Annotated in this window: 31 protein-coding genes and 1 pseudogene; 30 read left to right on the top strand and 2 right to left on the bottom strand. The window is 72.2% G+C overall.

The genetic code is table 11. From position 1 onward, the window contains the following. Window positions 1-127: 127 nt before the first annotated feature. From LPC04_RS01120 to LPC04_RS01000, 25 genes are all read left to right on the top strand, one after another. Window positions 128-889, top strand: coding sequence for a beta-ketoacyl synthase chain length factor (locus tag LPC04_RS01120; RefSeq protein WP_275680336.1), 762 nt, complete (start codon window positions 128-130; stop codon window positions 887-889). Next, window positions 882-1694 (top strand): lysophospholipid acyltransferase family protein, encoded by an 813-nt coding sequence (locus LPC04_RS01115; RefSeq protein ID WP_275680335.1) that lies wholly within the window; start codon window positions 882-884, stop codon window positions 1692-1694. Before LPC04_RS01120 ends, LPC04_RS01115 begins: the two co-directional genes overlap by 8 nt. Then, window positions 1681-1956, top strand: coding sequence for a phosphopantetheine-binding protein (locus tag LPC04_RS01110; protein WP_275680334.1), 276 nt, complete (start codon window positions 1681-1683; stop codon window positions 1954-1956). Before LPC04_RS01115 ends, LPC04_RS01110 begins: the two co-directional genes overlap by 14 nt. Next, complete coding sequence (locus tag LPC04_RS01105; RefSeq protein WP_275680333.1) at window positions 1953-2207, top strand: acyl carrier protein; 255 nt, start codon at window positions 1953-1955, stop codon at window positions 2205-2207. Before LPC04_RS01110 ends, LPC04_RS01105 begins: the two co-directional genes overlap by 4 nt. Then, window positions 2204-2827: a COG4648 family protein gene (locus LPC04_RS01100; protein WP_275680332.1), complete on the top strand. Its 624-nt coding sequence runs from the start codon at window positions 2204-2206 to the stop codon at window positions 2825-2827. Before LPC04_RS01105 ends, LPC04_RS01100 begins: the two co-directional genes overlap by 4 nt. Next, the gene (locus LPC04_RS01095) at window positions 2820-4658 is read left to right on the top strand and encodes an ApeI family dehydratase (RefSeq protein ID WP_275680331.1); all 1839 of its coding nucleotides are present in this window, start codon (window positions 2820-2822) and stop codon (window positions 4656-4658) included. The genes LPC04_RS01100 and LPC04_RS01095 overlap by 8 nt, the downstream gene beginning before the upstream one ends. Continuing rightward, window positions 4655-5392, top strand: a complete 738-nt coding sequence (locus LPC04_RS01090) for a glycosyltransferase family 2 protein (RefSeq protein WP_275680330.1) — start codon at window positions 4655-4657, stop codon at window positions 5390-5392. The genes LPC04_RS01095 and LPC04_RS01090 overlap by 4 nt, the downstream gene beginning before the upstream one ends. Then, window positions 5389-6384, top strand: a complete 996-nt coding sequence (locus tag LPC04_RS01085; RefSeq protein WP_275680329.1) for an LpxL/LpxP family acyltransferase — start codon at window positions 5389-5391, stop codon at window positions 6382-6384. The genes LPC04_RS01090 and LPC04_RS01085 overlap by 4 nt, the downstream gene beginning before the upstream one ends. After that, on the top strand, window positions 6377-7927 hold the full coding sequence (locus LPC04_RS01080) for an HAL/PAL/TAL family ammonia-lyase (RefSeq protein WP_275680328.1): 1551 nt from the start codon (window positions 6377-6379) through the stop codon (window positions 7925-7927). The genes LPC04_RS01085 and LPC04_RS01080 overlap by 8 nt, the downstream gene beginning before the upstream one ends. Next, window positions 7914-8333 (top strand): acyl-CoA thioesterase, encoded by a 420-nt coding sequence (locus LPC04_RS01075; protein ID WP_275680327.1) that lies wholly within the window; start codon window positions 7914-7916, stop codon window positions 8331-8333. The genes LPC04_RS01080 and LPC04_RS01075 overlap by 14 nt, the downstream gene beginning before the upstream one ends. Continuing rightward, complete coding sequence (locus LPC04_RS01070; RefSeq protein ID WP_275680326.1) at window positions 8330-8956, top strand: LolA family protein; 627 nt, start codon at window positions 8330-8332, stop codon at window positions 8954-8956. The genes LPC04_RS01075 and LPC04_RS01070 overlap by 4 nt, the downstream gene beginning before the upstream one ends. Next, entirely contained in the window at window positions 8953-11319 is a 2367-nt protein-coding gene (locus tag LPC04_RS01065) for an MMPL family transporter (protein WP_275680325.1), read from the top strand. Before LPC04_RS01070 ends, LPC04_RS01065 begins: the two co-directional genes overlap by 4 nt. Then, window positions 11316-12548, top strand: a complete 1233-nt coding sequence (locus LPC04_RS01060; RefSeq protein ID WP_275680324.1) for an NAD(P)/FAD-dependent oxidoreductase — start codon at window positions 11316-11318, stop codon at window positions 12546-12548. The genes LPC04_RS01065 and LPC04_RS01060 overlap by 4 nt, the downstream gene beginning before the upstream one ends. Next, window positions 12536-13099 (top strand): DUF3261 domain-containing protein, encoded by a 564-nt coding sequence (locus LPC04_RS01055; protein ID WP_275680323.1) that lies wholly within the window; start codon window positions 12536-12538, stop codon window positions 13097-13099. Before LPC04_RS01060 ends, LPC04_RS01055 begins: the two co-directional genes overlap by 13 nt. Next, window positions 13096-14277 carry a beta-ketoacyl-ACP synthase gene (locus tag LPC04_RS01050; protein ID WP_275680322.1) on the top strand — a complete coding sequence of 394 codons (1182 nt, stop codon included), beginning with the start codon at window positions 13096-13098 and terminating at the stop codon, window positions 14275-14277. The genes LPC04_RS01055 and LPC04_RS01050 overlap by 4 nt, the downstream gene beginning before the upstream one ends. Further along, on the top strand, window positions 14274-14771 hold the full coding sequence (locus LPC04_RS01045) for a hotdog family protein (RefSeq protein ID WP_275680321.1): 498 nt from the start codon (window positions 14274-14276) through the stop codon (window positions 14769-14771). The genes LPC04_RS01050 and LPC04_RS01045 overlap by 4 nt, the downstream gene beginning before the upstream one ends. Then, a complete protein-coding gene (fabG, locus tag LPC04_RS01040; RefSeq protein ID WP_275680320.1) occupies window positions 14768-15520 on the top strand; it encodes a 3-oxoacyl-ACP reductase FabG in 753 nt (250 codons plus the stop codon). Before LPC04_RS01045 ends, fabG begins: the two co-directional genes overlap by 4 nt. Next, a complete protein-coding gene (locus tag LPC04_RS01035; RefSeq protein WP_275680319.1) occupies window positions 15517-16746 on the top strand; it encodes a beta-ketoacyl-ACP synthase in 1230 nt (409 codons plus the stop codon). Before fabG ends, LPC04_RS01035 begins: the two co-directional genes overlap by 4 nt. A 35-nt stretch (window positions 16747-16781) precedes the next feature. Beyond that, window positions 16782-17324: a hypothetical protein gene (locus LPC04_RS01030; RefSeq protein ID WP_275680318.1), complete on the top strand. Its 543-nt coding sequence runs from the start codon at window positions 16782-16784 to the stop codon at window positions 17322-17324. A gap of 22 nt (window positions 17325-17346) precedes the next feature. Then, entirely contained in the window at window positions 17347-17784 is a 438-nt protein-coding gene (locus LPC04_RS01025; protein ID WP_275680317.1) for a hypothetical protein, read from the top strand. Between the two features lie 37 nt (window positions 17785-17821). Next, complete coding sequence (locus LPC04_RS01020) at window positions 17822-18253, top strand: excinuclease ATPase subunit (protein ID WP_275680316.1); 432 nt, start codon at window positions 17822-17824, stop codon at window positions 18251-18253. A gap of 37 nt (window positions 18254-18290) precedes the next feature. Continuing rightward, the gene (locus LPC04_RS01015; RefSeq protein WP_275680315.1) at window positions 18291-18956 is read left to right on the top strand and encodes a 4'-phosphopantetheinyl transferase family protein; all 666 of its coding nucleotides are present in this window, start codon (window positions 18291-18293) and stop codon (window positions 18954-18956) included. A gap of 16 nt (window positions 18957-18972) precedes the next feature. Then, the gene (locus LPC04_RS01010) at window positions 18973-19692 is read left to right on the top strand and encodes a class I SAM-dependent methyltransferase (RefSeq protein WP_275680314.1); all 720 of its coding nucleotides are present in this window, start codon (window positions 18973-18975) and stop codon (window positions 19690-19692) included. Between the two features lie 65 nt (window positions 19693-19757). Beyond that, window positions 19758-20441, top strand: a complete 684-nt coding sequence (trhA, locus tag LPC04_RS01005) for a PAQR family membrane homeostasis protein TrhA (protein ID WP_275680313.1) — start codon at window positions 19758-19760, stop codon at window positions 20439-20441. A 124-nt stretch (window positions 20442-20565) separates the two neighbouring features. Beyond that, window positions 20566-21051, top strand: a complete 486-nt coding sequence (locus tag LPC04_RS01000; RefSeq protein ID WP_275680312.1) for a hypothetical protein — start codon at window positions 20566-20568, stop codon at window positions 21049-21051. Here LPC04_RS01000 and LPC04_RS00995 read toward each other — a convergent pair. Together LPC04_RS00995 and LPC04_RS00990 are read right to left on the bottom strand one after the other, a co-directional pair. Next, complete coding sequence (locus LPC04_RS00995; protein WP_275680311.1) at window positions 21048-21440, bottom strand: thioredoxin family protein; 393 nt, start codon at window positions 21438-21440, stop codon at window positions 21048-21050. The two genes, LPC04_RS01000 and LPC04_RS00995, sit on opposite strands and share 4 nt — an antisense overlap. A 59-nt stretch (window positions 21441-21499) precedes the next feature. Further along, window positions 21500-21901: pseudogene (locus tag LPC04_RS00990) on the bottom strand (thioredoxin domain-containing protein); the annotation flags it as partial. Window positions 21902-22070: 169 nt separating this feature from the next. Here LPC04_RS00990 and LPC04_RS00985 point away from each other — a divergent pair. Genes LPC04_RS00985 through nadD form a run of 5 tightly spaced genes read left to right on the top strand, consistent with a single transcriptional unit; the run spans window position 22071 to window position 26316 of the window. Next, on the top strand, window positions 22071-22796 hold the full coding sequence (locus LPC04_RS00985) for a YebC/PmpR family DNA-binding transcriptional regulator (protein WP_275680310.1): 726 nt from the start codon (window positions 22071-22073) through the stop codon (window positions 22794-22796). Then, window positions 22793-24076 carry a phosphoribosylamine--glycine ligase gene (gene purD, locus LPC04_RS00980; protein ID WP_275680309.1) on the top strand — a complete coding sequence of 428 codons (1284 nt, stop codon included), beginning with the start codon at window positions 22793-22795 and terminating at the stop codon, window positions 24074-24076. Before LPC04_RS00985 ends, purD begins: the two co-directional genes overlap by 4 nt. After that, window positions 24057-24776: a 1-acyl-sn-glycerol-3-phosphate acyltransferase gene (locus LPC04_RS00975; RefSeq protein ID WP_275680308.1), complete on the top strand. Its 720-nt coding sequence runs from the start codon at window positions 24057-24059 to the stop codon at window positions 24774-24776. Before purD ends, LPC04_RS00975 begins: the two co-directional genes overlap by 20 nt. Beyond that, entirely contained in the window at window positions 24773-25708 is a 936-nt protein-coding gene (hemF, locus tag LPC04_RS00970; protein ID WP_275680307.1) for an oxygen-dependent coproporphyrinogen oxidase, read from the top strand. Before LPC04_RS00975 ends, hemF begins: the two co-directional genes overlap by 4 nt. Beyond that, window positions 25630-26316, top strand: coding sequence for a nicotinate (nicotinamide) nucleotide adenylyltransferase (nadD, locus tag LPC04_RS00965; protein WP_275680306.1), 687 nt, complete (start codon window positions 25630-25632; stop codon window positions 26314-26316). Before hemF ends, nadD begins: the two co-directional genes overlap by 79 nt. Window position 26317 lies beyond the last annotated feature (1 nt).

The following is a 26317-nucleotide window of genomic DNA, read 5'->3' as shown; positions in this document are numbered from 1 at the left end:
AGCGCGACCTCGGCAGGGGTTCCTGCCGGGCAGCGACGCGAGCCAGGAGGTCAGGCGGTGCGAAGCCGCGGACAACACAAAAGCGACGCCGCGGGCCGCGGCGAACGTCGGCGTCAGGGCTAGCCAATTGAGTCTTTCATTCGTCATCGAGTCCTGGGCGGCGTGCGCGCCCGGCGTGGACACGCCGCAGCGCTGGTCGCAGTGGGCGGCCGCGCCATGGCTGCCCGAGGGCGAGCCGCAGGTCGCGCTGGCGGCGGTCGCGCCGATGCTGCGCCGGCGCTTCGCGCCGCTGGGCCGGCTGGCCGCGCAGGCCGCGATCGACCTGGCGGGCGCGGTCACGCTGCCCGAGGATGCCGATCCCGACGACAACCCCACCGTCTACGCATCGCGCTACGGCGAGACGGGCCGCTGCCTCGAGCTGCTGGCCGACCAGGCGCGCGGCGACGCGCTGTCGCCCACGGCCTTCGGCCTGTCGGTGCACAACGCGATCGGCGCGATGATCGCGCTGACCCGCGGCGACCGCCGCAACTCGTCGGCCATCGCGGCGGGCCGCGCCACCGCCGCGGCGGGCGTGGTCGAGGCGATGGCGCTGCTGGACGACGGCGCGCGCAGCGCCAGCCTCATCGTCTACGACTCGCCGCTGCCGGCGGGCTACGCATCGTTCGAGGACGAGCCGTCGGCGCACTTCGCCTGGGCCTGGCAGCTGCGCCGCCCGCGCGCGGGCGAACGCGCGCTGCACCTGGACTGGCAGGCGGCGGGCGGCGACGCCGGCGCGATGCCGCCACAGCTGCCGGCCAGCCTGCAGGCGCTGTGGTTCGGCCTGTCCGACGCGCCCGAACTGGTGCAGCAGGTCGACGGCCGCCGCTGTGTGTGGAGCCGCGATGTCTGAGGCCGCGGTCATCGGGCAGATCGAGCGCAGCTCGCTGCTCAACCGCTGGTGGCGCGTCGCGGCCACCGGCTTCTCGTTCGCGCTGTTCGGCGTCGGCGGGCTGCTGCTGGGCGTCGTGGTCGCGCCGCTGATGCTGGTCGTCGTGCGCCATCGCCGGCGCCGCTCGGCGCTGATGCGCGGCGTCATCCATCACCTGTTCCGCGCGTTCGTCGCGATGATGTGCGGCTTTCGCCTGTGCAGCGTGGAGGTGCGCGGCCGCGAGCGGCTGCGGCGCCACGGGCTGCTGATCCTCGCGAGCCATCCGTCGCTGATCGACGTCGTGTTCCTGATGGCGCTGGTGCGCGACGCCGACTGCATCGTCAAGGCGGCGCTGCTGCGCAATCCGTTCACGCTCGGCCCGGTGCGCGCCGCCGGCTTCGTCTGCAACGACTCGGGCCCGGGCATGATCGACGACTGCGTCGCCTCCGTGCGCGCCGGCAACAACCTGATCGTCTTCCCCGAGGGCACGCGCACGCCGGCCGGCAGCCCGCTGGGCCGCCTGCAGCGCGGCGCCGCCAACCTGGCGGTGCGCGGCGCGTTGTCCATCACACCGGTGCGCATCACCTGCTCGCAGCCGATGCTGGCCAAGACCGACAAGTGGTGGCGCGTGCCGCCGCGCGCCGGGCACTTCACGATCGACGTCGGCGAGGACATCCCGATCGATTCCCACCTGGCCGAGGACGGCGCGCAAGCGCTGGCCGCACGCCGCCTCACCGACGAACTGGCGCGCCTCCTCGGCGCTGAGAGACCCCATGCAGCAGCTTGAGAACGACATCAAGGCACTCATCATTTCCTCGTTGGCGCTGGAAGACGTCACGCCGGACGACATCGACGCGAGCGCGCCGCTGTTCGTCGACGGCCTGGGCCTCGATTCGATCGACGCGCTCGAGCTCGGCCTCGCGCTGCAGAAGCGCTACGGCGTGAGCCTGTCGGCCGAGTCGGAGGAAGTGCGCGCGCATTTCGCGAGCGTCAAGGCGCTGGCCGCCTTCGTGATCTCGCAGGGCAAGGCTCAAGGAAACCCGCAATGACCAAGGACGACATCTTCGCGCGGATCGTCGAGATCCTGCACCAGACCTTCGACATCGAGCCGTCGCGCATCACGCGCGAATCGCGCCTCGGCGAGGACCTGGACATCGACTCGATCGACGCCGTCGACCTCATCGTGCAGCTCAAGCCGCTCGTCGGCAAGCGGCTGCAGCCCGAGGCCTTCAAGTCGGTGCGCACGGTGCAGGACGTCGTCGACGCGCTGTACGGACTCGTGCACGAGCCGCACGCGTGATCTCCTCGATGGCCACCGCCACGCCGGCCCCGGCCGCCGCGACCGCGCGCAGGACGCCGCCGCTGCTGGCCGCGGTGCTGCTGGCCGTGAGCCTGGCGTACCCGGTCGTCGTGTACCTGGCGCTGGGGCACGTCAGCCCGCGCTGGATCGCGCTGCTGCTGGTCGCGCTCGCGCTGGCGCGCGCGTGGGTCACGCGCGAGTCGTTCTGGCTGGTCGCGGCGGCGCTGGCCGGCGTGCTCGCCGTCGCCGGCGCGCTGGGCGACCAGTGGGGGCCGCTGAAGCTCTATCCGGCGCTCGTCAACCTCGTGATGCTGGGCCTGTTCGCGAGCAGCCTGTGGCGCGGCCCGAGCGTCGTCGAACGCCTGGCGCGCCTGCGCGAGCCGGACTTCCCGCCCGCGGCGGTGGCCTACACGCGGCGCGTCACGCAGGTGTGGTGCGGCTTCTTCGTCGTCAACGGCCTCATCGCCGCAGCCACCGCGCTGTGGGCCAGCGCAGGCGCCTGGGCGCTCTACAACGGGCTGCTGTCGTACATCGCGATGGGCCTGCTGATGGGCGGGGAGTGGCTGGTGCGCCGCCGCGTGCGTGCGCGCATTGCCGCCGACGGGGCGGCGCATGGCTGACGCGGCCGGCTGGCGGCCGCTGACCGGACTGCCCCGCGCCGCCGCCTCGACCGCGGTGGCCTGGCGCGCGTGCGAACCACTGTCTGCAGCGGACTTCGCCGGCCAGGCCGGCGCCTGGCGCGACCTGCTTGCCACTCAGGGCGGCACGCGCTGGGCGCTGTTCGCCGAGGACACCTTCGACTTCGCCGCCGCGCTGTTCGGCGCCTGGCACGCCGGCAAGACGGTGATCGTTCCGGGCGACATGCAGGACGACACCGTCGCCCGCCTGCGCGCGGACTGCGACGGCTTCCTCGGCGACCTGCCGGGCGCGCTCGCGCGTCCCGCACCCGCGCGCGCGGCCGCGTTCGAGCCGCTCGATCGCGCGGCCACGCAGCTGATCGTCCACACCTCGGGCACCAGCGGCGAGCCGCTCGCGATCCCCAAGCGGCTCGCGCAACTCGACGCCGAAGTGCACGCGCTCGAGCTGCGCTTCGGCACGCTGTGCGACACCGGCCTCGCGCCCGTCAACCTCGCGCCGGAGACGGTCGCCGCCGGCGATGCGGTGGCGGGCCTCGCGCGCGAGGCCGACGGCGCCGCGCCGCTGGTCTGGGCCACCGTTACGCACCAGCACATCTACGGCCTGCTGTTTCGCGTGCTGTGGCCGCTCGCCGCCGGCCGGCCGTTCGCGGCCGAGCGCCTCGCCTTCAACGAGGAGATCGCGCAGCGCATCGCGTCGCCCGCGGTGCTCGTGGCCAGCCCCGCGCACCTGCGCCGGCTGCCGGAGGCGGCCGACTGGTCGGCCGCGCGGGCCAACCTGCGCGCGGTGTTCTCGTCCGGCGGCCCGCTGCCGCCCGAGGCCGCCGACAGCGCGCTGGCGCTGCTGGGCTGCGCGCCGGTGGAGGTCTACGGCAGCTCCGAGACCGGCGGCGTCGCCTGGCGCCAGCGCGCGCGCCACGGCGACACCTGGCAGCCGCTGCCGGGCATCGCGTTCCGCATCGAGGACGGCGAGCTCAGCGTGCGCTCGCCGCACCTGCCCGACCTCGACTGGTGGCGCACGTCCGACCGCGCGACACCGGCCGGCGACGGCATGGACGGCTTCGAGCTGCACGGCCGTGCCGACCGCATCGTCAAGATCGAGGAGAAGCGCGTGTCGCTCACCGCGATCGAGCGGCGCCTGGCGGGCAGCGGCGACGTCGCCGAGGCGCGCGTGCTGATGCTGGCCGACGAGCCGCCGGTGGTCGACGACGCGGGCGCCGCCGTGGCGCATGCGCTGCGGCCGGCGGTGGTCGCCGCGCTGACCGAGGCCGGCCGCGCGAAGCTGCGGCGCGTCGGCAAGCCGGCGCTGTCCGCCGAACTGCGCGCGCTGCTGCTGGCAGCGGTCGACCGCGTCGCGCTGCCGCGGCGCTGGCGCTTCGTCGACGCGCTGCCCGTCAACGCGCAGGGCAAGACGACCGAGGCCTTGCTGGGCGCGCTGTTCGCGCCGCCGGTGGCCGCGCGGCCGCAGCGGCCGACGCCTCGATGGCGCATCGCCGAGGCCGCGCACGCGCAGGCCTCGCTGGCGCTGTCGTCCAACCTGCTGGTGTTCGACGGCCACTTTCCCGGCGCGCCCATCCTGCCCGGCGTGGCGCAGGTGGACTGGGCCATCGTCTTCGCGCGCCAACGCTTCGCGATGCCGGCGCGCTTCATCCGCATGGACGCGCTGAAGTTCTCGCAGCCGGCGCTGCCGGGCATGACCATCGACCTGGAACTGCACTGGAACGCCGCGACCGCGACGCTGCAGTTCGAGTACCGCTCCACGGCCGGCCGCCACTCCAGCGGCCGCATCGTGTTCGCCGAGGCGGGGGCCGCGTGACGTTCGATCCCGTCGCGGTGATCCCGGTCTACAACCACGGCGAGGCGGTCGGCGCCGTCGCGGCCAACGTGCGTTCGCACGGGCTGCGCTGCATCCTCGTCGACGACGGCAGCTCCGCCGGCTGCGCCGCCGTGCTGGACGCGCTCGCGCAGGCGCCCGACGTCACGCTGGTGCGGCTGGCGCTGAACCAGGGCAAGGGCGGCGCGATGATGGCCGGCCTGCGCGCCGCTGCAGACGCCGGTTATTCGCACGCGCTGCAGATCGACGCCGACGGCCAGCACGACGCCGGCGACATCCCGAAGTTCCTCGCGCAAGCCGCCGCGGAGCCCGACGCCGTGATCTGCGGCGTGCCGGTCTACGACGAGTCGGTGCCGATGGGCCGGCTCGTCGGCCGCTATGCCACGCACATCTGGGTATGGATCAACTCGCTGTCGCTGGAGATCCGTGATTCGATGTGCGGCTTCCGCGTCTATCCGCTCGCGCCGGTCGTCCGGCTGTTCGGCGAGGCGCGGCTCGGGCGCCGCATGGACTTCGATCCCGAGGTGCTGGTGCGGCTGCACTGGCGCGGGCTGCGCATCGTCAGCATCCCCACGCGCGTCACGTATCCGCAGGACGGCCTGTCGCACTTCCGGCTCGGGCTGGACAACTGGCTGATCACGAAGATGCACACGCGCCTGGCGTTCGGCATGCTGCTGCGCGCGCCGATGCTGCTGTGGCGCAAGGTGGCACGATGAGCACGGTGCAGCAACGCACGTCGGGCACCGGGCAGCGGCACTGGTCGGCGATCGGCGAGGAGACGTTTGCCGGCGGCATGTGGCTGATGTACGCGCTGTTTCGCGTCGGCGGCCGGCTGCCGTTCCGCGTCGTGCTGTACCCGGTGGTGCTCTGGTACTGGGCCGTCAGCCGCGCGGCGCGCGAGGCCTCGCTCGAATACCTGCAGCGGCTCGAGCAGGCCACCGGCGCGCTGGGCCACGCACCCGGCCGGCGCGACACGCTGCGCCACTTCCTGTCGTTCGCCGAGACCATCCTCGACAAGATGCTCGCGGTCGGCGGCCGCTACCGGCTCGACCGCATCCGCTTCGTCGGCCGCGAGGCGATCGACGCGATGGTGCGCGCGAAGCAGGGCGGCTTGCTGGTGACCGCCCACATGGGCTGCCTCGAGATGTGCCAGGCCTCGGCCGAGGCCACGCCCGGCATGAAGCTGACCGTGCTGGTGCACACCGTGCACGCGCAGCAGTTCAACCGCATGCTGGAGCGGCTGTCGCCGGGGCGCGGCATCGCGCTGATGCAGGTGACCGAGATCACGCCGGCCACCGCGGTGCTGCTGGCCGAACGCGTCGAGCGCGGCGAGTTCGTCGCGATCGCGGGCGACCGCGTGCCCATCGTCGCCGGACGCGCGAGCGCGGTGCAGGTGCCCTTCCTCGGCCACGCCGCGCCGTTCCCGACCGGCGCCTACATGCTGGCCTCGCTGCTGAAGTGCCCGCTCTACGCGCTGGGCTGCATCCGCCAGGGCGACACGCACGAGGTCGTCTTCGAACGCCTCGCCGAGCGCGTCGTGCTGCCGCGCGGCGACCGCCTCGGCGCGTGCGCGGCCTACGCCGCGGAGTTCGCGGGCCGCATCGAGCGCCTGTTGGCGCGGGCGCCGTACGAGTGGTTCAACTTCTTTTCCTTCTGGAATCAACCCGGGGCGCTCGCCGCGCCTCCCACGCCCACGCGCCATGACTGATTCCCGGTCCATCACCTTCGACGGCCGCGCGCTGACGATCGAAGACGTCTGCGCCGTCGCCTCGCGCGACGCCCGCGCCGAGCTCTCCCGCGACCCCACGTTCCTGGCCCGCATCCGCCGCGGCTCCGACTTCCTCGAGCGCCTGCTGCGCGAGGACGGCGTGGTCTACGGCGTGACGACCGGCTACGGCGACTCGTGCACGGTCGTGATCCCGCCCGAGTTCGTGGCCGAACTGCCGCACCACCTGTTCGCGTACCACGGCGTGGGCCTGGGCCGCATGCTCGATGCCGAGGAGACGCGCGCGGTGCTGGCCGCGCGGCTGCAGTCGCTGGCGCAGGGCGTCTCGGGCGTCAGCGTCGAGTTGCTGGATCAGCTCGCCGCGTTCATCGAGCACGACGTGCTGCCCCGCATCCCCGCCGAAGGCTCGGTCGGTGCGAGCGGCGACCTGACGCCGCTGTCGTACGTGGCCGCGGCGCTGTGCGGCGAGCGCGAGGTGCTGTTCCGCGGCCGCGTGCAGCCCGCCGCCGAGGCGCTTGCCGCGCTGGGCCGCGCGCCGCTGCGGCTGCGGCCGAAGGAAGGCCTGGCGATCATGAACGGCACCGCGGTGATGACCGCGCTGGCGTGCCTGGCCTACGAACGCGCCGAATACGTCTCGCGGCTCGCATCGCGAATCACTGCGTGCAACGTCCTGGCGAGTGCGGGCAACGCGCACCACTTCGACGAGGCGCTGTTCGCCGTCAAGCCGCACGCGGGCCAGCAGCGCGTGGCCGCGCGCATCCGCGCCGACCTGGCGATCGAGTCCGACAAGCCGGCCGCGCGCAACGAGCAGCGCCTGCAGGATCGCTACTCGCTGCGCTGCGCGCCGCACGTCGTCGGCGTGCTGGAGGACGCGCTGCCGTTCTTCCGCCAGCTGATCGAGAACGAGCTCAACTCGGCCAACGACAACCCGATCATCGACGGCGAGCGCGAGCAGGTGCTGCACGGCGGCCATTTCTACGGCGGCCACATCGCGTTCGCGATGGACAGCCTGAAGAACGCGGTCGCCAACGTGGCCGACCTGCTCGATCGCCAGCTCGCGCTGCTCGTCGACACGCGCTACAACCACGGCCTGCCGGCCAACCTGTCCGGCGCCACCGGCCCGCGTGCCGCGATCAACCATGGCCTGAAGGCGCTGCAGATCAGCGTGTCGGCGTGGACGGCCGAGGCGCTCAAGCAGACGATGCCGGCCAGCGTGTTCTCGCGCTCCACCGAGTGCCATAACCAGGACAAGGTCAGCATGGGCACCATCGCCGCGCGCGACTGCCTGCGCGTGCTGGAGCTCACCGAGCAGGTCTGCGCCGCGATGCTGGTCGCCGCGCGCCAGGGCGTCGCGCTGCGTTGCGCGCAGGACGACGTGGTGCCCGGCGCCGCGCTGCAGGCGTTCCAGGCCGACCTCGAACGCCGCGTCGCCTTCGTCGCCGAGGACCGCGCGCTCGACACCGACCTGATCGCGCTGCTCACCGCAATCCGCGCCCGCGAATGGACCCTGCATGACCACGCCTGAGCTCTGGCACGAGATCGAGGTCGTGCCGCCGTTCTTCGACATCGACTCGATGGACGTCGTCTGGCACGGCCACTACGTCAAGTACCTCGAGCTGGCGCGCTGCGCGCTGCTCGACAAGTTCGACTACGGCTACCAGCGGATGCGCGAGTCGGGCTACGCCTGGCCCATCGTCGACCTGCGCCTGAAGTACAGCCGCCCGGCGACGTTCGACCAGCGTCTCATCGTGCGCGCCGAGATCGTCGAGTGGGAGAACCGGCTGAAGATGGACTACGCGATCCGTGACGCGACGACCGGCGAGCGCGTCAACAGCGCGACGTCGATCCAGGTCGCGGTCGACATCGCGACGCGCGAGATGCAGTACGTGTGCCCGCGCATCCTGTGGGAACGGCTGGGGGTATCGCCGTGATCAAGGCCATGCGCCTCATCGTGCTGGCGGCGGCCGGCGTCTTCGCGACGTGCGCCTTCGCGCAGCCCGCGGTGGACTTCGCCAGGTTGATGCGCGAGCGCCTGAAGGTCTCGCCGGTGCTCAAGGGCGAGTTCGAGCAGACCAAGACGCTCAAGGGCTTCCGCAACCCGTTGGTGTCGAGGGGCGAGTTCCTCGTCGCGCGCGGGCAGGGCGTGTGGTGGCACACGAAGCTGCCGTTCGAGTCCACGCTGGTCGTGACGAGGACGCGGCTGTTCACGCGCAATGCCGACGGCAGCGCCAGCGACCTCGTGGACGCGCAGGCCGAGCCCGGCGTCAAGCAGGTCAACGAGCTGATCTTCTCGCTGCTGGCGGCCGATCCCGAGGCGCTCGCCGACAAGTTCGCCGTCGTCGCCCAGCCCGTCGGCGCCAACGGCTGGACGCTGGCGCTGACGCCGCGCGACGCCAACCTCGCGAAATTCCTTGTACGCGCGACGCTCGCGGGCGAGCGCGACGTGCAGACGGTTCGCATCGACGAGGCGCGCGGCGACACGACGCAGATCCGCTTCTCGCACCAGGTGCCGTCCGCGGCGCTGAGCTCGGACGAGGCGGCACGCCTGCGATGAGCCTGCGGCCCGGCGAGCGTCCGTTGCACCGCCTGCGCTGGCAGGCGGCGGCGTGGCTGTGGCTGGCGTTCTGCGTGGTCGTGGCCGCGCACCAGTGGGCGTTCTGGCGCGCCGGCCACTTCGGCACCGACGTGATGGCGCTGCTGCCGCAGGACGAGCAGGCGCCCGAGGTCGACCGCGCCACGCGGCAGCTTGCCGGCCAGGTCACGCGCCAGGTCGTCGTGCTGGTCGGCGCGCCCGACTGGGCGGGCGCGACGAGGGCCGCCGACGCATGGCAGCAGTCGATCGACGCTGGCCCCGCGCAGTTGAAGCCGAGCGTGATGGCCGGCCCCGACGCGCTGCGCGACACGATGGCGTTCTACGCGCCGTACCGCGACCGCCTGCTGGCGCCCGCGCAGCGCGCGCAGCTCGAACGGGCGGCGCCGCAGTCGCTGGTGCAGGGCGCGCTCGCCGCGCTTGCGCAACCGGGTGGCGGCCTGCGCCTGGCCGACTGGAACGCCGACCCGCTGGGCCTGTGGCCGCAGTGGTGGCTCGCGCGCGCGAGCGACACGCGGGCGCGGCCGCGCGACGGCCGGCTGGCGCTGAGCGACGGCGGCCTCGAATGGGTGGCGCTGTTTCGCGAGACGACGGGGCCGGCGTTCGCGTTGACGGGCGAGTCGCCGATCGCGGACGCGCTCGCGAAGGCGCAGGCCGCCGCGACGTCCGCGGTGCCCGGCGCGAAGGTGATCGCCGGCGGCGTCCCGCTGCATGCCGAGGTCGCCGCGGCGCGTGCGCACTTCGAGATCAACACGATCGGCTGGGGCTCGGTCGCCGGCGTGCTCCTGCTGGCCATCCTCGCGTTCCGCTCGCTGTGGCCGCGGCTGCTGATGGCCGTGTCGCTGCTGGTGGGCATGGCGTCGGCGTTGTCGGTGACGGCGTGGGTGTTCGGCGAGGTCAACCTGCTGACGCTCGTCTTCGGCGCCAGCCTGGTCGGCTGCGCCGAGGACTACGGCCTGTACTGGTTCGCCAACCGCCAGGGCGCGCCCGACACGCCGCCGCTGCGCATGATGTCGACGCTGCTGCCCGGCCTCGCGCTCGCGCTGCTGACCAGCGTGCTGGGCTATGTCGCGCTCGGCCTGCCGCCGTTCCCGGGGCTGCGCCAGATGGCCTTGTTCTCGGTCGTCGGCATCGTGGCCAGCTTCGCGACGACGGTGTGCTGGTTCCCGTGGATCGACCGCGGCACGCCGCGCGGCAGCGCCTTCGCGCGCTGGATCGCCGCCAGTTTCGTGCGCTATCCGCGCTTCGGCGCGACGCGTGCAACGTGGATCGTGCACGCCGCGTTCTTGCTGGCTTGCGGCGCAGGCATCGCCGGCCTGCGCGTCAGCGACGACCTGCGCCAGCTGCAGAACTCGCCGCCGGCGCTGGTCGACGCGCAGCGCGAGATCGGCCGCCTGCTGGGCTTGCCCAGTCCCGCGCAGTTCTTCGTCGTGCGCGGCACGAGCGCCGACGACGTGCTGCGGCGCGAGGAGGCGTTGAAGATGCGTCTCGACGCGCGCGTCGCCGGCGGCGAGCTCGCGGGCTATCGCGCGTTGTCGGACTGGGTGCCGTCGCTGTCACTCCAGGCGAGCGATGCCGCGTTGACCCGGCGCGTCGAGGACGGCGTGATCGCCGGTGTCGACCAGGTGCTGGGCGAGTCGCAGCAGCGCGCGCGCTTCGAGGCCGCGCCGCTGACGCTGGAGCGCTGGCTCGCGTCGCCGGCGGCGACGGCCGGCCGCGCGCTGTGGATCGGCTCGGTGCCGCGCGGCGCCGACGGCACCGCGTTCGCGAGCGTCGTGATGCTGCGCGGCGTGCGCGACCTCGCGTCCCTGCCGGACATCGCGCGCAGCGCCGACGGCCTGGCCGGCGTGCGCTGGGTCGACCAGGTGCAGTCGGTCTCGGCGCTGCTCGGACGCTACCGCCACATGATGGGCCTGCTGCTGGTCGCCGGCCACGCGGCCGTGCTGCTCGCCTTGAGCTGGCGCTATGGCCGCCGCGCGTGGCGCGCGTGGATGCCCACGGCCGTCGCGACGCTGGGCACGCTGGCGCTGCTCGCGCTGTTCGGCCAGCCACTGCAACTGTTCAACGTGCTCGCGCTGGCGCTGCTGCTGGGCATCGGCATCGACTACGGCATCTTCCTGCTCGAACGCGAGGACGCCGACGCCGGCGCCGCCTGGCTGGCCGTCGTGCTCGGCGCGGGCGGCACGTGGCTGTCGTTCGGGCTGCTGGCGCTGTCGAGCACGCCGGCGTTACGCTCGTTCGGACTGACGCTCCTTTTCGGCATTCTCCTGGTGTGGTTCTCCGCACCGTTCTATCGACCCGCACCCGTTACCGCGAAGCTTCCATGACTCTCGAATCCCCCGACGTCCTCATCATCGGCGCGGGCCCCGCGGGCGCCGTCGCCGCCGGCTTCCTGCGCCAGCAGGGCCGAAGCGTGCTGGTGCTGGAGCGCGAGCAGTTCCCGCGCTTCTCGATCGGCGAGAGCCTGCTGCCGCAGAGCATGGAATACATCGAGGCCGCCGGCATGCTGCGCGACGTCGTCGAGGCCGGCTTCCAGTACAAGAACGGCGCCGCGTTCGCATGGCGCGACAAGTACACCGACTTCGACTTCCGCGACAAGTTCTCCGACGGCTGGGCCACGACCTACCAGGTGCAGCGCGCGACCTTCGACAAGGTGCTGGCGGATGCCGCCGCGCGCATGGGCGCCGAGATCCGCTACCGCCACGAGGTGACCGCGATCGATCTCGAGGGCGAGCGGCCGCGCGTGTCGGCGCGCGACGCGGACGGCAACGAGTTGCACGTCGAGGCCCGCTTCGTGCTCGACGCCAGCGGCTTCGGCCGCACGCTGCCGCGCCTGCTCAAGCTCGAGACGCCGTCCAGCTTCCCGGTGCGCGGCGCGATCTTCACGCACGTGGCCGACCACATCCCGCAGGGCGGCTCGTTCGATCGCCAGAAGATCCGCGTGACGGTGCATCCGACCCGCGCGGACGTCTGGTTCTGGACGATCCCGTTCTCCAACGGCCGCTGCTCGATCGGCGTCGTCGCCGAACAGGCGTACCTGGCGCAGTACACCGGCACCGAGACCGAGCGCCTGCGTGCGATCCTGGCCGAGGTGCCCACGCTGGGCGAACTGCTCAAGGACGCCGAATGGGACACGCCGGCGCGCCAGATCGTCGGCTACTCGGCCAACGTGAAGTCGCTGTGGGGCAAGGGCTTCGCGCTGCTGGGCAACGCGGGCGAGTTCCTCGATCCGGTGTTCTCGAGCGGCGTGACGATCGCATTCAAGTCGGCGTCGCTCGCCACGCAGTGCATCGCTCGCGAGTTCGCCGGCGAGGCGGTGGACTGGCAGGCCGACTACGCCGTGCCGCTGAAGGCCGGCGTCGACACCTTCCGCGCGTTCGTCGACGCGTGGTACGCGGGCGGCTTCCAGAAGATCATCTTCCACCAGCGCCACACGCCCGACATCCGCCGCATGATCTCGTCCATCCTCGCGGGCTATGCGTGGGACCAGGCCAATCCGTACGTCGCGCAGGCCAAGCGGCGCCTGAGCGTGCTGGAGGAACTGTGCAGCGACTGATCGCGATCGTCGCGCTGGGCGCGCTGGGCGCGCTGGGCGCCTGCGCGTCCGCGCCGCCGCGCGCGAGCGCGCACGAGGCGCCGCAGCTGCGCCTCGCGCCGGCGCTGCTGGGCCATCCGGTCGATCTGCAGCAGCACCTGACGCTGCAGGCGCCCGGCCACGACCAGCAGCTCGACGTGCTGCTGGAGGCCGACGCGCAGCACGTGCAACTGGGCGTCGTGGCGATGGGCCAGGTGGCCGCGCGCCTCGCGTGGGACGGCACGACGCTGACCGAGGAACGCGCGCCCTGGTGGCCGCAGGCCGTCTCCGGCGCGCGCATCCTGAGCGACCTGCAGCTGACGCTGTGGCCGGTCGCCGCGATCCAGGCCGCGCTGCCGGCGGGCTGGACGTTCGCGGAGGCAGGCGACGTGCGCACGCTGCGCCAGGACGGCGATGTCGTGACGGTGATCACGCGCACGGCGCCGCAGGTCGTCGAGCTCGAGCAGCGGCGCGAGCATTTCAAGCTGAAGATCGAGTCGCGCGCCGCCAGCGACGCGACCCCCGGACCATGACCGCCATCTACCTGCAAGCCCAATCCTGCGTCTGCGCGCTCGGCGACACGCCCGAGGCGATCCGCGCTGCGCTGTGGGCCGACGCGCCCTCGGGCGTCGCGCCCACCGATGCGCATACCCCGGGCCGCATGCTCAACCTCGGCTGCGTGGCGACGCCGTTGCCGTCCGTGGCCGGCCTTCCGGCGAAGCAGCGCAGCCGCAACAACGCGCTGCTGCTGGCCGCGCTGGCGCCGCTGCGCCCGCAGGTGCAGGCCGCGGTCGACCGCTTCGGGCCGTCGCGCGTCGCGGTGGTGCTGGGCGTCAGCACCGCGGGCCTCGACGAAGGCGTCGCCGCGATCCGACAGGTGCATGCCGGCTTCGGCTGGCCGCCAGGCTACGACTACGCGCTGCAGGAGATGGGCAACGCGGCGCAATGCGTCGCGCGGGAGCTGGGCACCAGCGGGCCCGCCTTCGTCATTTCCACGGCGTGCTCGTCGGGCGCGAAGGCGCTGGCCAGCGGCGCGCGGCTGCTGCGCTCGGGGCTGGTCGACGCGGTCGTCGCGGGCGGCGGCGATGCGTTGTCGGGCTTCACGATCGCGGGCTTCTCGGCGCTGGAGGCGGTGTCGGCCGAACGCTGCAACCCGCTGTCGGCCAACCGCGCGGGCATCAACATCGGCGAAGGCGCCGCGCTGTTCCTGATGGGACGCGACGAGGGACCGGTGCGACTCGCGGGCTGGGGCGAGAGCGCGGACGCGCACCACATGTCGGCGCCCGAGCCCAGCGGGCGCGGTGCCGCCGAGGCGATGCAGCGCGCGCTCGCACGGGCCGGCGTCGCGCCGCGCGAGGTCGACTACGTCAACCTGCACGGCACCGCCACGCCGCAGAACGACGCGATGGAGAGCCTGGCCGTCGACCGCGTGCTGGGCCGCGACGTGCCGGTGAGCTCCACCAAGCCGCTGACCGGCCACGCGCTGGCCGCGGCCGGCGCGATCGAGGCCGCGTTCGCGTGGCACGCGCTGGTCGACAACCCGGACGGCCGGCTGCCGGTGCACTGGTGGGACGGCGTCGCCGACCCCGCGCTGCCGGCGCTGCGTCCGGTGGCGCCGGGCATGGCGCTGGGCCGGCCGGTGCGCCATGTGCTGAGCAACTCGTTCGCCTTCGGAGGCAGCAACGCGTCGTTGCTGTTCTCGCAGCCATGAGCGCCGGCCGCAACGACGGGCCGTGGCCGCCGCATGCCATGGACGCCTGGGTGCCGCACCGCGGCGCGATGAGCCTGCTCGACGCCGTGGAGCACTGCGACGAGGAGCGCATCGAGGCGCGCCTGCGCGTGCCCGCCGGCGGCCCGTTCGAGGGCGCCGACGGCGTGCCGGCGTGGGTCGGCATCGAGTACATGGCGCAGGCGATCGCGGCCTGGTCGGGCGCGCGCGCCCGCACGGCCGGCGGATCGCCGAGAATCGGCTACCTGCTGGGCAGCCGGCGCTACGAGGCCATGGTGCCGGCGTTCGAGGCCGGCACCGAGCTCCGGGTGTTCGCGCAGTGCGAGCTGACGGGAGAGAACGGCCTTGGCGTGTTCGATTGCCGCATCGAACAGGCCGGCCGCGTGGTGGCGAGCGGGCGCTTGAACGTGTTCGAGCCGCCGCAAGATTCAGGGGAAGGGTCGACGCAGAACGGCCCGAGGGAAGGACAACGATGACTGAGACGAACAAGGCAGCCGAGCGCAAGCGCGTGCTGGTCACCGGCGCGAGCCGCGGCATCGGGCGCGCGATCGCGCTCGCGGTGGCGCGCGACGGCCACGACGTCGTGGTGCATTGCCGCACGGGCCTCGAGCAGGCGCGCGCGGTGTGCGACGAGATCGCGGCGCTTGGCCGCGAGGCCCACGTGCTGGCGTTCGACGTCGCCGACCGCGCCGCCGCGTCGGCCGCGCTGCTGTCCGACATCGAGCAGCACGGCGCCTACTACGGCGTCGTCTGCAACGCGGGCATCGCGCGCGACAACGCGTTCCCGGCGATGAGCGGCGAGGAGTGGGACGCCGTCATCCACACCAACCTCGACGGCTTCTTCAACGTGCTCAACCCGGTCGTGATGCCGATGATCCAGCGCCGCAAGCCGGGGCGCATCGTCACGCTGGCCTCGGTGTCGGCGCTGATGGGCAACCGCGGGCAGACCAACTACAGTGCCGCCAAGGCGGGCGTGATCGCGGCGACGAAGTCGCTGGCCGTCGAGCTCGCCAAGCGTGCCATCACCGTCAATTGCGTGGCGCCGGGGCTGATCGACACCGAGATGGTGCCGCCCGAGGTGCTGGAGGAAGCGATGAAGATCATCCCGTTGCGCCGCATGGGCACCCCCGACGAGGTGGCCGCGCTGGTCGCCTTCCTGCTCAGGCCCGAGGCGGCGTACATCACGCGCCAGGTGATCTCGGTCAACGGGGGCATGGTCGGATGAAGCGCGTCGTCGTCACCGGATTCGGCGCCATCAGCCCGCTGGGCCACGACTGGCCCAGCGTGCTCGCCGCGCTCAAGGGCGGCCGCAACGCCGTGCAGGTCATGGAGGACTGGGCGCAGTACGACGGCCTCAACACGCAGCTGGGCGTGCCCGCGAAGCCGTTCGAGCTGCCCGCGCACTACAACCGCAAGTCGATGCGCAGCATGGGCCGCGTCGCGATCATGGCCACGCGCGCGAGCGAGCTGGCGCTCGCCGACGCGGGGCTGCTGGGCGATCCGCTGGTCACGAGCGGGCGCATGGGCGTGTCGTACGGCTCGTCGGCCGGCACGCCGCAGGCACTCGGCGACTTCGGCCGCATGATGCACGACAAGTCCACCGAGGGCATCACGGCCAACACGTACATCAAGATGATGTCGCACACCGCGGCCGTCAACATCGGCGTGTTCTTCGGGTTGACCGGGCGCATCGTCACGACGTCCAGCGCCTGCACCTCGGGCAGCCAGGGCATCGGCTACGCGTTCGAGGCGATCCAGAGCGGCCGCCAGGTGGCGATGCTGGCCGGCGGCGCCGAGGAGCTCGACGCCACCGAGGCCGCCGTGTTCGACACGCTGTTCGCGACCAGCACCCGCAACGAGACGCCGACCCTGACGCCGCGCCCGTTCGACGCGAAGCGCGACGGGCTGGTGCTGGGCGAGGGCGCCTGCACGCTGGTGCTGGAGGAACTCGATCACGCGCTCGCGCGCGGCGCCCGCATCCATGCCGAGCTGCTGGGCTGGGGCACCAACTCCGACGGCACGCACGTGACGCACCCCAACGCCGCGACGATGGCGCAGGCGATGCGGCTGGCGCTGGTCGACGCGCGCCTGACGCCTGACTCGATCGGCTACGTCAACGCGCACGGCACCGCCACCGAGCAGGGCGACATGGCCGAATCGCAGGCCACCAGCGAGGTGCTGGGCACGCACATGCCGATCAGCTCGCTCAAGAGCTACATGGGCCACACGCTGGGCGCCTGCGGCGCGCTGGAGGCCTGGATGACCATCGAGATGATGCGCGAGGGCTGGTTCGCGCCCACGCTCAACCTCGACGAGGTCGACCCGCGCTGCGGCGCGCTCGACTACATCACCGGCGGCGGCCGCGTCATCGAGACCGACATCGTGATGAGCAACAATTTCGCGTTCGGCGGCATCAACACCTCGTTGATCTTCCGGCGCTGGTTCGGCTGAGTCGAACAACATCAAATCACAACAGGAGGAGTTCCATGAAGCATGTCCATAGACTCGTCGCCGCGATGGCGGTGTCGCTTTCGGCCGCTGCTGCCGGTGCCGCCACGCCGGTCGCGCTGCTGACGCCCGTGGCGTTCGCGCCGACCACCGACCCGCGAGCCGAGGTGCGCGACGACTGCAAGCTGGGCGACATGCTGGCCCACCACGTGGGCGACGCGCTGCGGCGCGCCAACAAGGGTCCGGGCACCACGGACTCGATGCAGGGCGACGTGCTCAAGGTCACCGTCACGACGATCTGGGGCGCGCGCGGCAACAACTGGACCGGACCGAAGGGCCTCGGCCTCGACGCGGTGCTCCTGCACGACGGCGTCGTGGTGCGCTCCACCAGCCTGCATCGCACCACCATGGGCGGCTTCTGGGGAGCCTTCAAGGGCATCTGCGGCTTCATGGAACGCGATTCCGTGAGCATCGGCAGGGACCTGGCGCGCTGGTCCCGCGACCCGAAGTTCGTGCCGCCCTCGGAGGACGCGGTGGCGCCCGAGGCTGCGAGCGCGCCGGCGTCCGAGGCCGCCAACTGATCTCCACGCGGGGCATGACGGCATGACGACCCCCTTCACGCTGCGCGCGACGCTGCTCGCGCTTTGCCTTGCCATCGCTGCGACAGCGTCGGCGGCGCGATCGTCCGTTCCCATGCGCGAGCTGGGGCGCCAGGAAATCGTGACGATGGACGGCCAGCCGCTCGCCTTGGACGCCATGCGCAAGGCGATCCTGTACGGCGGCCTGACGCGGCGGTGGACGGCCGTGGGCGAGCAGCCGGGCGTGCTGTCGCTCCAGGCGTCCAACGGCGGGCACATCGTGGTGGTCGACGTCGCCTACGATGCCAAGAGCTACGAGATCCGCTACAAGAGCAGCGTCGAGATGGGCTACGACACCGTCGATGGCAAGCCCGTGATCCATCCGAAGTACAACCAGTGGGTCAACGACCTGAGCACCGCGATCCGGGCCGCCGTGCGCACCGGCAACGGCGAACGGTATTGATGCGCCGTTGCGCCCCGCCCAACCCGAGGACGACGAGATGAAGAGGATCTTCGTGGCCGCCCTGGCCGCCGCCACGCTGGCGATGCCCGCCATCGCCAGGAACGACGTGGTGACGGTCACGCTGCAGAGCGTGCTGGACATGCCCGAGGCGAAGGAAAGGCTGGACGGCGTCCGCTTCTACCTCGCCGGCGGCCCCTCGCCCAAGGTGCTGAAGAAGCTCGGCACCGACACCGGCAACGCGAGGACCAACGCGTTCAACAAGACGCCCGAGGAAGCCTGCCGCTGGAATGCCCTGACGGCGCTGATCAAGTTCCGCGAGCACGCGCAGCGCCAGAACGCGAACGCGGTGGTCGACATCGTCAGCGTGCGCGACCACGTGGAGTTCAAGAGCCCGACCGACATCGAATGCTCGGACGGCACCTTCGCGGCCGGCATCACGTTGCGGGGCACGTACGCCAACGTCAAGTGACACCGGCACGGCGCTGATCCGCGTCGCCGTCGCCCGCTTGCCCGAGGCCGGTTCCACCGTGCCGGCGGGGCCGCCGGCGTGGGTGGGCGACTCCGAGCGCGCCCGCTGGGCGCGGTTGAAGCCTGGTGCGCAGGCGGCATTCGCGGCGAGCCGGCGCCTGCTGCGCGAACTGCTGGAAGCCGCGACGGGCGTCGCCGCCCTGTCCTGGAGCGTGTCCGCCGAGGCCGGATGCGCGCCGCGCGCGAGCGCGCCCGGCGTCGATGACGACGCGGTTCGCGTCAGCCTGGCCCATCGCCTCGGCTGGGTGGCGGCCGCGGTGTCGGCCTCCGCGGTGGGCGTCGACATCGAACTCGGGCGCGCCCCGCGCTCCGCGCCGGACGAGCGTGCCGGGTTGATGCTCGCGCCGCCCGAACTGGCGTGCTGGCACGCGCTGCCCGCCGAGCGTCGCGAGGCGGCGCTGCTGACCGCGTGGACGGCCAAGGAGGCCTGGTTCAAGGCGTGCCCCGCGGGCGCTGCGCCCTGGGACTTCCGCCACGCCGTCGCCACGACGTGCGCCCCCGCCGGCGCGAACGTGCGCGTGTGGGAGGCCGACGCGCTGCACGTCGCCATCTGCAGCGCCGGCGAGGACGATCTGTCGCAGGTCGCCTGCGCGGGCCTGGATCGCGCCGCCACGAGCACTTTCTGGCGCGTCGCGCGCGCCTGAGTTTCACCCGACTTCGATGTCCCACGCCCGCACCTCACCCGCCTACATCCCCGAGACCGCCTTCGGCGACTGGTTCCTGCAGACGCCCACCTGGGACGTGCACGTGCTGGAGGTCGCGCTGCGCGACCTCGAGCCCATGATGCCGGCTCGCCGCGCGAGCTATCCCGTCGTGATCGACGTCGGCTGCGGCTGGGGCGGCTCGCTGCGCAAGCTCAACGAGCGCTTCAAGCCGGAGCGCCTGCTCGGCTTCGACATCGCGCCCAAGATGGTGGAGGCCGCCACGCGCGAGGCCGCGCAGGTCCGCACCGCGGGCGGCGGCACGGCGGAGGTCGTCAAGGCCGACAGCGCCGCGCTGCCGCTGGCCGATGCGAGCGTCGACCTGGTCTTCTGCCACCAGACCTTCCATCACCTCGTCGACCAGGACGCCGCGATCGCCGAGTTCTTCCGCGTGCTCAAGCCGGGCGGCACGCTGCTGTTCGCCGAGTCGACGCGGCGCTACATCCATTCGTGGATCATCCGGCTGCTGTTCCGCCATCCGATGGACGTGCAGAAGACCGCGCCCGAGTACCTCGCGCTGGTGCGCGCCGCGGGCTTCGTGGTGCCGGACTCGCAGGTGTCGTACCCGTTCCTGTGGTGGAGCCGCGAGGATCTCGGGCTGATGGAACGCGTGCTGCGCATCAAGCCGCCCAAGGAGCGCGAGGAGACGCTGATCAACCTCGTCGCGACCAGGCCCTGATCCGACGGGCACGGGCTTTGCCTCGTGGTCATCAAGCCCGACGGCAAAGCCGGTACGATCGCCTCATGACCACCCCCGCCACCGCCATCATCTTCGACGAACGCCCGCAGACGCTGGGCGAGGAAATCGCCAACGCGATCAGCCACGGGCTGGGCTTCCTGCTGGCCATCGCGTCGCTGCCCATCCTCGTCGTGATGGCCGCGCGGCACGGCACGGCGCTCAACATCGTCGCGGTGAGCATCTTCTCCGTCACGATGATGCTGCTGTACCTGTCGTCGACGCTCTATCACGCGATTCCCGACGGCAAGGTCAAGAACATCCTGGCGCGCGTCGACCATGCGGCCATCTACCTGTTCATCGCCGGCAGCTACACGCCGTTCGCGCTCGGCGTGCTGCACGGCGCCACCGGCTGGACGCTGTTCGGCGCGGTCTGGGCGATGGCGGCCGCCGGCATCGCCGTCAAGCTGATGGACATGCTCAAGCACCCGCTCTGGTCCACCGGCCTGTACGTGGCGATGGGCTGGTCGGCGCTGCTCGCGGCCGGCCCGCTGATCCACGCCATGCCCGCCACCGGCCTGCTGTGGCTGCTGGCCGGCGGCGTGGCCTACACGCTGGGCGCCATCGTCTTCATCTTCGACTCGCGCGCGAAGTACATGCACTTCGCCTGGCACCTGTTCGTGCTGGCGGGCACCACCTGCCACTTCTTCGCGGCGCTCTGGTACGCCACGCCCGCCAGGCCCGGCGCCTGAGCGCAACTCCCTGACGCCGGAGCGGGCTTGGCGCCCGCTTGAATCCGTCGCCGCCGTCCTTCCGTAGTCTCCCGGTTCCAGCCGCGCGGTTCCCGACGCGGCATGGGTGTTGCCAGGAGAGCGCATGTCCGGCTTCATCGAGATCCAGCACGACGAGTGGGTCGCCGCCACGCCCGACGTCGCGCGCGCGCACTACAACGATCTCAGCCATCGGGACGTCGCGCGCGTGCACCCGCGAGAGCGCCTGCGCCAGCTGCCGCCCGGGCCCGCGGGGCCGCGCTTCGAGCGCCTGGTGCGCCCCGGCTGGCGCACACGGCGCGAGGTCTGGGAGCGCCTCGACCGCCCGGACGGCAGCGTGCTCGACCAGTGCATCGCCGGCGCCCACTGGGGCCGCTCGATCGTCGCGCGCTTCTACCGCAGCGATGAAGGCGGGCGCACCGGCACGCTGGTCGAGCTGACGCTGACCCAGCCGCTGCGGCCCGTCCTCGCGCCCATCCTTGGCCGCTGGTTCCGGCGCCGGCTCGAGGCCGAGCTGCGCGAGTTCGCGGCGGAGATCAAGGTGGACGTCGAGCGCGGCTACAACGCGGGGCGCAGGCTGCGCGTGGCCTAGAGGGCCTCGTGCGCGCGCAGCCGCGCGGGCAGGGCGCGCACGTCCTCCGCCAGCGCCGCGGTGGACAGCGGCGGCAGATCGGTGTCGAGCGCGTTGCGCACCAGGCGGTCCAGCGTCTGCGCGTGCGGCAGCACCGGGCCGAAGAACAGCACCTGGTCGCCGCGGGCGAGCAGGATGGTCGGGAAGTCCTCGATGTCGAGGTCGCCGACGAGCTCGGACTCGTCCTCGATGTCGACCCAGACGAAGCGCATCGCGGCGTCGGGATGGCCGCGGCGCATCGCGTCGCGCGTGGCGGCGAGGGTGTCGCGGTAGGCGTCGCAGGTGCGGCACCACTGGGCGCACAGGCAGGCGACCAGCAAGGGCTCGGCGCTCGGGTTCGACGGGTTCATCGGCCAGGAGTTTGCCTGCAAAAAAGGAAAAGGGAGCGAGACTGGACATCTCGCTCCCCCTACCCGCCAGGGCCCGTCAACCCTGGCGTCCCGTCACGCCCCCTTGCGTTGGCGCAGCGCCAGTTTCGGCGCGCGGGCGCGGCGGCGCAACGAAGCGGACCGCATGTGCTTACTTGTTCGGCTGCCGCGTGCAGCGACGGCACGATCACCACCGGATCGCCGTCCTTCCAGTCGACCGGCGTGGCCACGCTGCGCGAGTCGGTCAGCTGCATCGAGTCGATCACGCGCGGGATCTCGTCGACGTTGCGGCCGGTGCTGGCCGGGCAGGTCAGCGCCAGGCGGATCTTCTTCCGCGGGTCGATGACGAACACGGAGGGCACGGTCGCCGTGGCGCTGGCGTTCGGGTGCAGCATGGCGTCGGGGTTGGCGACCTTCTTGTCGGCGTCGGCCAGGATCGGGAAGATGGGGCCTTCGCTGGCTGGCTGCTCGAAGTCGGGGGCGACGGAGGGCGCGCGGCCCGGGTGTGGCGCCCGCGCCTCGGGCGCCCGGCTAAAATGGTCGTTTCCCCCAAATCCAAGCCCGCCGAGCGCCGTCGCTCCGGGCAGCGTCGTCTTCCAGGAGCGTTTTCTTATGGCCGGGCACTCGAAATGGGCCAACATCCAGCATCGCAAGGGCCGCCAGGACGAGAAGCGCGGCAAGGAATGGACGCGCGTCATCCGTGAAATCATGGTCGCGGCGCGCACGGGCGGCGGCGATCCGGGCATGAACCCGCGCCTGCGCCTGGCCATCGAGAAGGCCAAGGCGGTCAACCTGCCGGCCGACACCGTCAAGCGCAACATCGACAAGGCGACCGGCAACCTCGAGGGCGTCAGCTACGAGGAGATCCGCTACGAGGGCCGCGGCATCGGCGGCGCGGCCGTCATCATCGACACGATGACGGACAACAAGGTGCGCACGGTCGCGGAGGTTCGCCACGCGTTCTCCAAGTACGGCGGCGTGATGGGCACCGAGGGCTCGGTGGCCTTCCAGTTCAAGCACGTCGGCCAGTTCATCTTCGCGCCCGGCGCGTCCGAGGACAAGATCATGGAAGTGGCGCTGGAAGCCGGCGCCGACGACGTCGTCACCAACGAGGACGGCTCGATCGAGGTGCTGGCCGCGCCGTCCGAGTTCGAGGCCGTGCAGAAGGCGCTGGAGGCCGCGGGCCTGAAGCCCGACGGCGCCGAGGTGACGATGCGCCCCGAGAGCCACGTCGAACTGGCGGGCGACGACAGCGCGCGCATGCAGAAGCTGCTGGACATCATCGAGGATCTCGACGACGTGCAGGACGTCTATCACAACGCGGTACTTTCCGAATGAAGATCCTCGTCATCGGCGGCGGCGGGCGCGAGCACGCACTGGCCTGGAAGCTGGCCCAAAGCGACCGCGTGCAACGCGTCTACGTGGCGCCCGGCAACGGCGGCACGGCGGCGGACAAGCGCCTGGTCAACGTCGACATCACCGAGCCCGAGGCGCTGGCCCGGTTCGCGCTGGCCGAGAAGATCAACCTGACGGTGGTCGGCCCCGAGGGCCCCCTGTCGCAGGGCGTGGTGGACGTGTTCCGTTCGCACGGCCTGCGCATCTTCGGCCCGACCAGGGCGGCGGCGCAGCTCGAGAGCTCGAAGGCGTTCTCGAAGGACTTCATGAAGCGCCACGGCATTCCCACCGCGGCGTACGAGACCTTCACCGACATCACGCTGGCGCACAAGTTCGTCGACAAGGTCGGCGCGCCCATCGTCGTCAAGGCCGACGGCCTGGCCGCGGGCAAGGGCGTGGTCGTCGCGGCCACGGTCGACGAGGCGCATGCCGCGGTCGACTGGATGCTCAAGCCCGAGGGCGGCCTCGCGGTGCAGCACAACGATGCGCCGCGCGTCGTCATCGAGGAATTCCTCGCGGGCGAGGAGGCCAGCTTCATCGTGATGGTGGACGGCAAGAACGTCCTCGCGCTGGCGTCCAGCCAGGACCACAAGCGCCTGGGCGACGGCGACACCGGCCCCAACACCGGCGGCATGGGCGCGTACTCGCCCGCGCCCATCGTCACGCCCAACGTGCACGCCAAGGTGATGCACGAGATCATCCTGCCGACGGTCGAAGGCATGGCCAAGGACGGCATCGTCTTCACCGGCTTCCTGTACGCCGGCCTGATGATCGACGGGCAGGGCCATCCGAAGACGCTCGAGTTCAACACCCGCATGGGCGACCCCGAGACGCAGCCCATCATGATGCGCCTGAAGAGCGACCTGGCCGAGGTGCTGATGCACGCGACCGACGGCACGCTGGACCAGGTCGAGCTGCAGTGGGATCGCCGCGTCGCGCTGGGCGTGGTGATGGCCGCGGCCGGCTACCCGGAGGCGCCGCGCAAGGGCGATCGCATCACCGGCCTGCCGGTCGACACCGACGAGGCCGTCGTGTTCCATGCCGGCACGGCGCTGGCGGGCGACGTCACGAGCGTGACCGGCGGCCGCGTGCTGTGCGTCACGGCGCTCGGCGACTCGACACGCACCGCGCAGCACCGCGCCTACGAGACGCTGCGCCACGTGCATTTCGACGGCGAGCAGCATCGCACCGACATCGGGCATCGTGCGATCCACAAGCGTTGAGTGCTGGGACGCCGGCGGTCGCGACTTCGCGGCCTCCGAGCCGGCGCGCCTGGCGCCGGCGTCCGTCGTCGAGCCCGTCGAACTGACCGCGCGGCCCGTGCGCCTGCGCGGCAGCCGCGTCGCGCGCGGCGTGATGCGGCTGTTCGGCTGGCGCGTGGTCGCCGACGGCCTGCCCGCGCGGCAGGGCGTGATCGTCGTGTACCCGCACACGTCCAACTGGGACTTCGTCTGGGCCGTGCTGGCCAAGTGGTCGCTGGGTCTCGACGTCACGTTCTGGGGCAAGGCCACGCTGTTCCGCGTGCCGCTGTTCGGGCGCTGGCTGCGTTGGCTCGGCGGCATTCCGGTGGTGCGCGACGCGCCCAACGGCGTCGTCGGCCAGATGGCGCAGCGGCTGGTCGAGGCCCGCCAGCGCGACGAGTTCATGTGGCTGGGCCTCTCGCCCGAAGGCACGCGCGGGCGCACGCCCGGCTGGCGCAGCGGCTTCCACCAGGTGGCGCTGCAGGCCGGCGTGCCGGTGGTGCTGGCGTATCTCGACTATCCGCGCCGCGAGGTCGGCCTCGACTCGGCCTGGCGACTCAGCGGCGATGCCCCGGCCGACCTGGCGCGTTTCGCGCAGCGCCTGCGCGGCCGCGCGGGCAGGCGTCCCGCGTTCGCGGCGCCCGTGCGCCTGCGCGCGCGCGAGGACGAGGTGCCACGATGAGCGCGACGATCGGCAGGCCCGACGTCGTGGCCGTCCGCGCCTGGCTGCTCGACCTGCAGTCGCGCATCGTCGCCGCCCTGGAGGCGGCTGACGGCGGCGCCTTCCTGAGCGACGGCTGGACGCGCCCGCCCGACGGCAAGCTGATCGGCGACGGCCTCACGCGGCTGATCGAGGACGGCGCGCTGATCGAGCGCGGCGGCTGCAACTTCAGCCACGTCAAGGGACAGACGCTGCCGCCGTCGGCGACCGCCGCGCGGCCCGAGCTGGCCGGCGCCGCGTTCGAGGCGCTGGGCGTCTCGCTCGTCTTCCATCCGCGCAATCCGTACGTGCCGACGGTGCACATGAACGTGCGCCTGTTCTGCGCGTTCCCGAAGGACGCCGCGCCCGTCTTCTGGTTCGGCGGCGGCATGGACCTCACGCCGTACTACGGCTTCGAGGAGGACGCGCGCCACTTCCACGCGAGCTGCCGCGACGCGCTCGCGCCCTTTGGCGACGCGCTGTATCCGCGCTTCAAGGCCTGGTGCGACGAGTACTTCTTCCTGAAGCACCGCAACGAGCCGCGCGGCATCGGCGGCATCTTCTTCGACGACGTCACCGAGCTCGGCTTCGCGCAGGGCTTCGCGATGCTGCGCTCGGTCGGCGACGCCTTCCTCGGCGCGTACCTGCCCATCGTCGAGCGCCGCCGCGCGCTGCCCTACGGCGAGCGCGAGCGCGACTTCCAGGCCTACCGGCGCGGTCGCTACGTCGAGTTCAACCTCGTGTGGGATCGCGGCACGCTGTTCGGCCTGCAATCGGGCGGGCGCACCGAGGCCATCCTGATGTCGATGCCGCCGCTGGCCGCGTGGCGCTACGAGTGGTCGCCCGACGGCGGCACGCCCGAGGCCGTGCTCTACACCGACTTCCTGCGTCCGCGCGACTGGATCACGCCCTGACCGCCACCACCCGCACCGTCGGCCTGTTCGGCGGCAGCTTCGACCCGCCGCACCTCGCCCATCGCGCGCTGGCGCAGGCCGCGCTCGCGCAGCTGGCGCTGGATGAGCTCGTGTGGGTGCCTGCGCGCCAGTCGCCGCACAAGGCCGACCACGCGCCCGCGTCCGGCGCCGATCGCGTCGCGATGCTGCAACGGATGACCGAAGGCGAGCCGCGCTTCTCCATCGACGCGCGCGAGCTCGACCGCGCCGGCCCCAGCTACACCGTCGACACGCTGCGCCAGCTCCACGCCGAGCAACCCGGCACGCGCTGGTGGCTGGTGATCGGCCAGGACCAGTACGCGCGCTTCGACACCTGGCACGACTGGCGCGGGATCCTCGCGCTGGCCGGTCTCGCCGTGGCCGCGCGCGATGCCGATCGCGTCCGCGCCGCGCCCGGCCTGGCCGATGTTCCCCACACGCTGCGCATCGTCGAGATGACGCCGCTCCCGCATTCCGCCTCCACGGTGCGCTCGCGCGCCGCGGCCGGGCTGGACGTCACGGCGCTGGTCGGCACGCCGGTAGCGCGCTATATTGCCGACCACCACCTCTACCGAATCGCCCAGCCGTGAG

Origin of the sequence: Scleromatobacter humisilvae, assembly GCF_023231945.1 — a bacterium.
Lineage (GTDB): Bacteria > Pseudomonadota > Gammaproteobacteria > Burkholderiales > Burkholderiaceae_C > Scleromatobacter > Scleromatobacter humisilvae.
The sequence above is the reverse complement of the archived record's forward strand: the minus strand, read 5'-3'. Positions and strand labels throughout refer to the sequence as shown.

Bases quoted from the DNA above. Each gene is read 5' to 3' on its own strand.
- LPC04_RS01025 (WP_275680317.1), top strand. From the start codon at position 17,347: ATGACGACCCCCTTCACGCTGCGCGCGACGCTGCTCGCGCTTTGCCTT.
- LPC04_RS00985 (WP_275680310.1), top strand. From the start codon at position 22,071: ATGGCCGGGCACTCGAAATGGGCCAACATCCAGCATCGCAAGGGCCGC.
- LPC04_RS01020 (WP_275680316.1), top strand. From the start codon at position 17,822: ATGAAGAGGATCTTCGTGGCCGCCCTGGCCGCCGCCACGCTGGCGATG.
- fabG (WP_275680320.1), top strand. From the start codon at position 14,768: ATGACTGAGACGAACAAGGCAGCCGAGCGCAAGCGCGTGCTGGTCACC.
- hemF (WP_275680307.1), top strand. From the start codon at position 24,773: ATGAGCGCGACGATCGGCAGGCCCGACGTCGTGGCCGTCCGCGCCTGG.
- LPC04_RS01095 (WP_275680331.1), top strand. From the start codon at position 2,820: ATGGCTGACGCGGCCGGCTGGCGGCCGCTGACCGGACTGCCCCGCGCC.
- LPC04_RS01080 (WP_275680328.1), top strand. From the start codon at position 6,377: ATGACTGATTCCCGGTCCATCACCTTCGACGGCCGCGCGCTGACGATC.
- LPC04_RS01115 (WP_275680335.1), top strand. From the start codon at position 882: ATGTCTGAGGCCGCGGTCATCGGGCAGATCGAGCGCAGCTCGCTGCTC.
- LPC04_RS01035 (WP_275680319.1), top strand. From the start codon at position 15,517: ATGAAGCGCGTCGTCGTCACCGGATTCGGCGCCATCAGCCCGCTGGGC.
- LPC04_RS01050 (WP_275680322.1), top strand. From the start codon at position 13,096: ATGACCGCCATCTACCTGCAAGCCCAATCCTGCGTCTGCGCGCTCGGC.
- LPC04_RS01085 (WP_275680329.1), top strand. From the start codon at position 5,389: ATGAGCACGGTGCAGCAACGCACGTCGGGCACCGGGCAGCGGCACTGG.
- LPC04_RS00995 (WP_275680311.1), bottom strand. From the start codon at position 21,440: ATGAACCCGTCGAACCCGAGCGCCGAGCCCTTGCTGGTCGCCTGCCTG.
- LPC04_RS01105 (WP_275680333.1), top strand. From the start codon at position 1,953: ATGACCAAGGACGACATCTTCGCGCGGATCGTCGAGATCCTGCACCAG.
- purD (WP_275680309.1), top strand. From the start codon at position 22,793: ATGAAGATCCTCGTCATCGGCGGCGGCGGGCGCGAGCACGCACTGGCC.
- LPC04_RS01060 (WP_275680324.1), top strand. From the start codon at position 11,316: ATGACTCTCGAATCCCCCGACGTCCTCATCATCGGCGCGGGCCCCGCG.
- LPC04_RS01110 (WP_275680334.1), top strand. From the start codon at position 1,681: ATGCAGCAGCTTGAGAACGACATCAAGGCACTCATCATTTCCTCGTTG.
- LPC04_RS01000 (WP_275680312.1), top strand. From the start codon at position 20,566: ATGTCCGGCTTCATCGAGATCCAGCACGACGAGTGGGTCGCCGCCACG.
- LPC04_RS01075 (WP_275680327.1), top strand. From the start codon at position 7,914: ATGACCACGCCTGAGCTCTGGCACGAGATCGAGGTCGTGCCGCCGTTC.
- LPC04_RS01010 (WP_275680314.1), top strand. From the start codon at position 18,973: ATGTCCCACGCCCGCACCTCACCCGCCTACATCCCCGAGACCGCCTTC.
- trhA (WP_275680313.1), top strand. From the start codon at position 19,758: ATGACCACCCCCGCCACCGCCATCATCTTCGACGAACGCCCGCAGACG.
- LPC04_RS01065 (WP_275680325.1), top strand. From the start codon at position 8,953: ATGAGCCTGCGGCCCGGCGAGCGTCCGTTGCACCGCCTGCGCTGGCAG.
- LPC04_RS01030 (WP_275680318.1), top strand. From the start codon at position 16,782: ATGAAGCATGTCCATAGACTCGTCGCCGCGATGGCGGTGTCGCTTTCG.
- LPC04_RS01045 (WP_275680321.1), top strand. From the start codon at position 14,274: ATGAGCGCCGGCCGCAACGACGGGCCGTGGCCGCCGCATGCCATGGAC.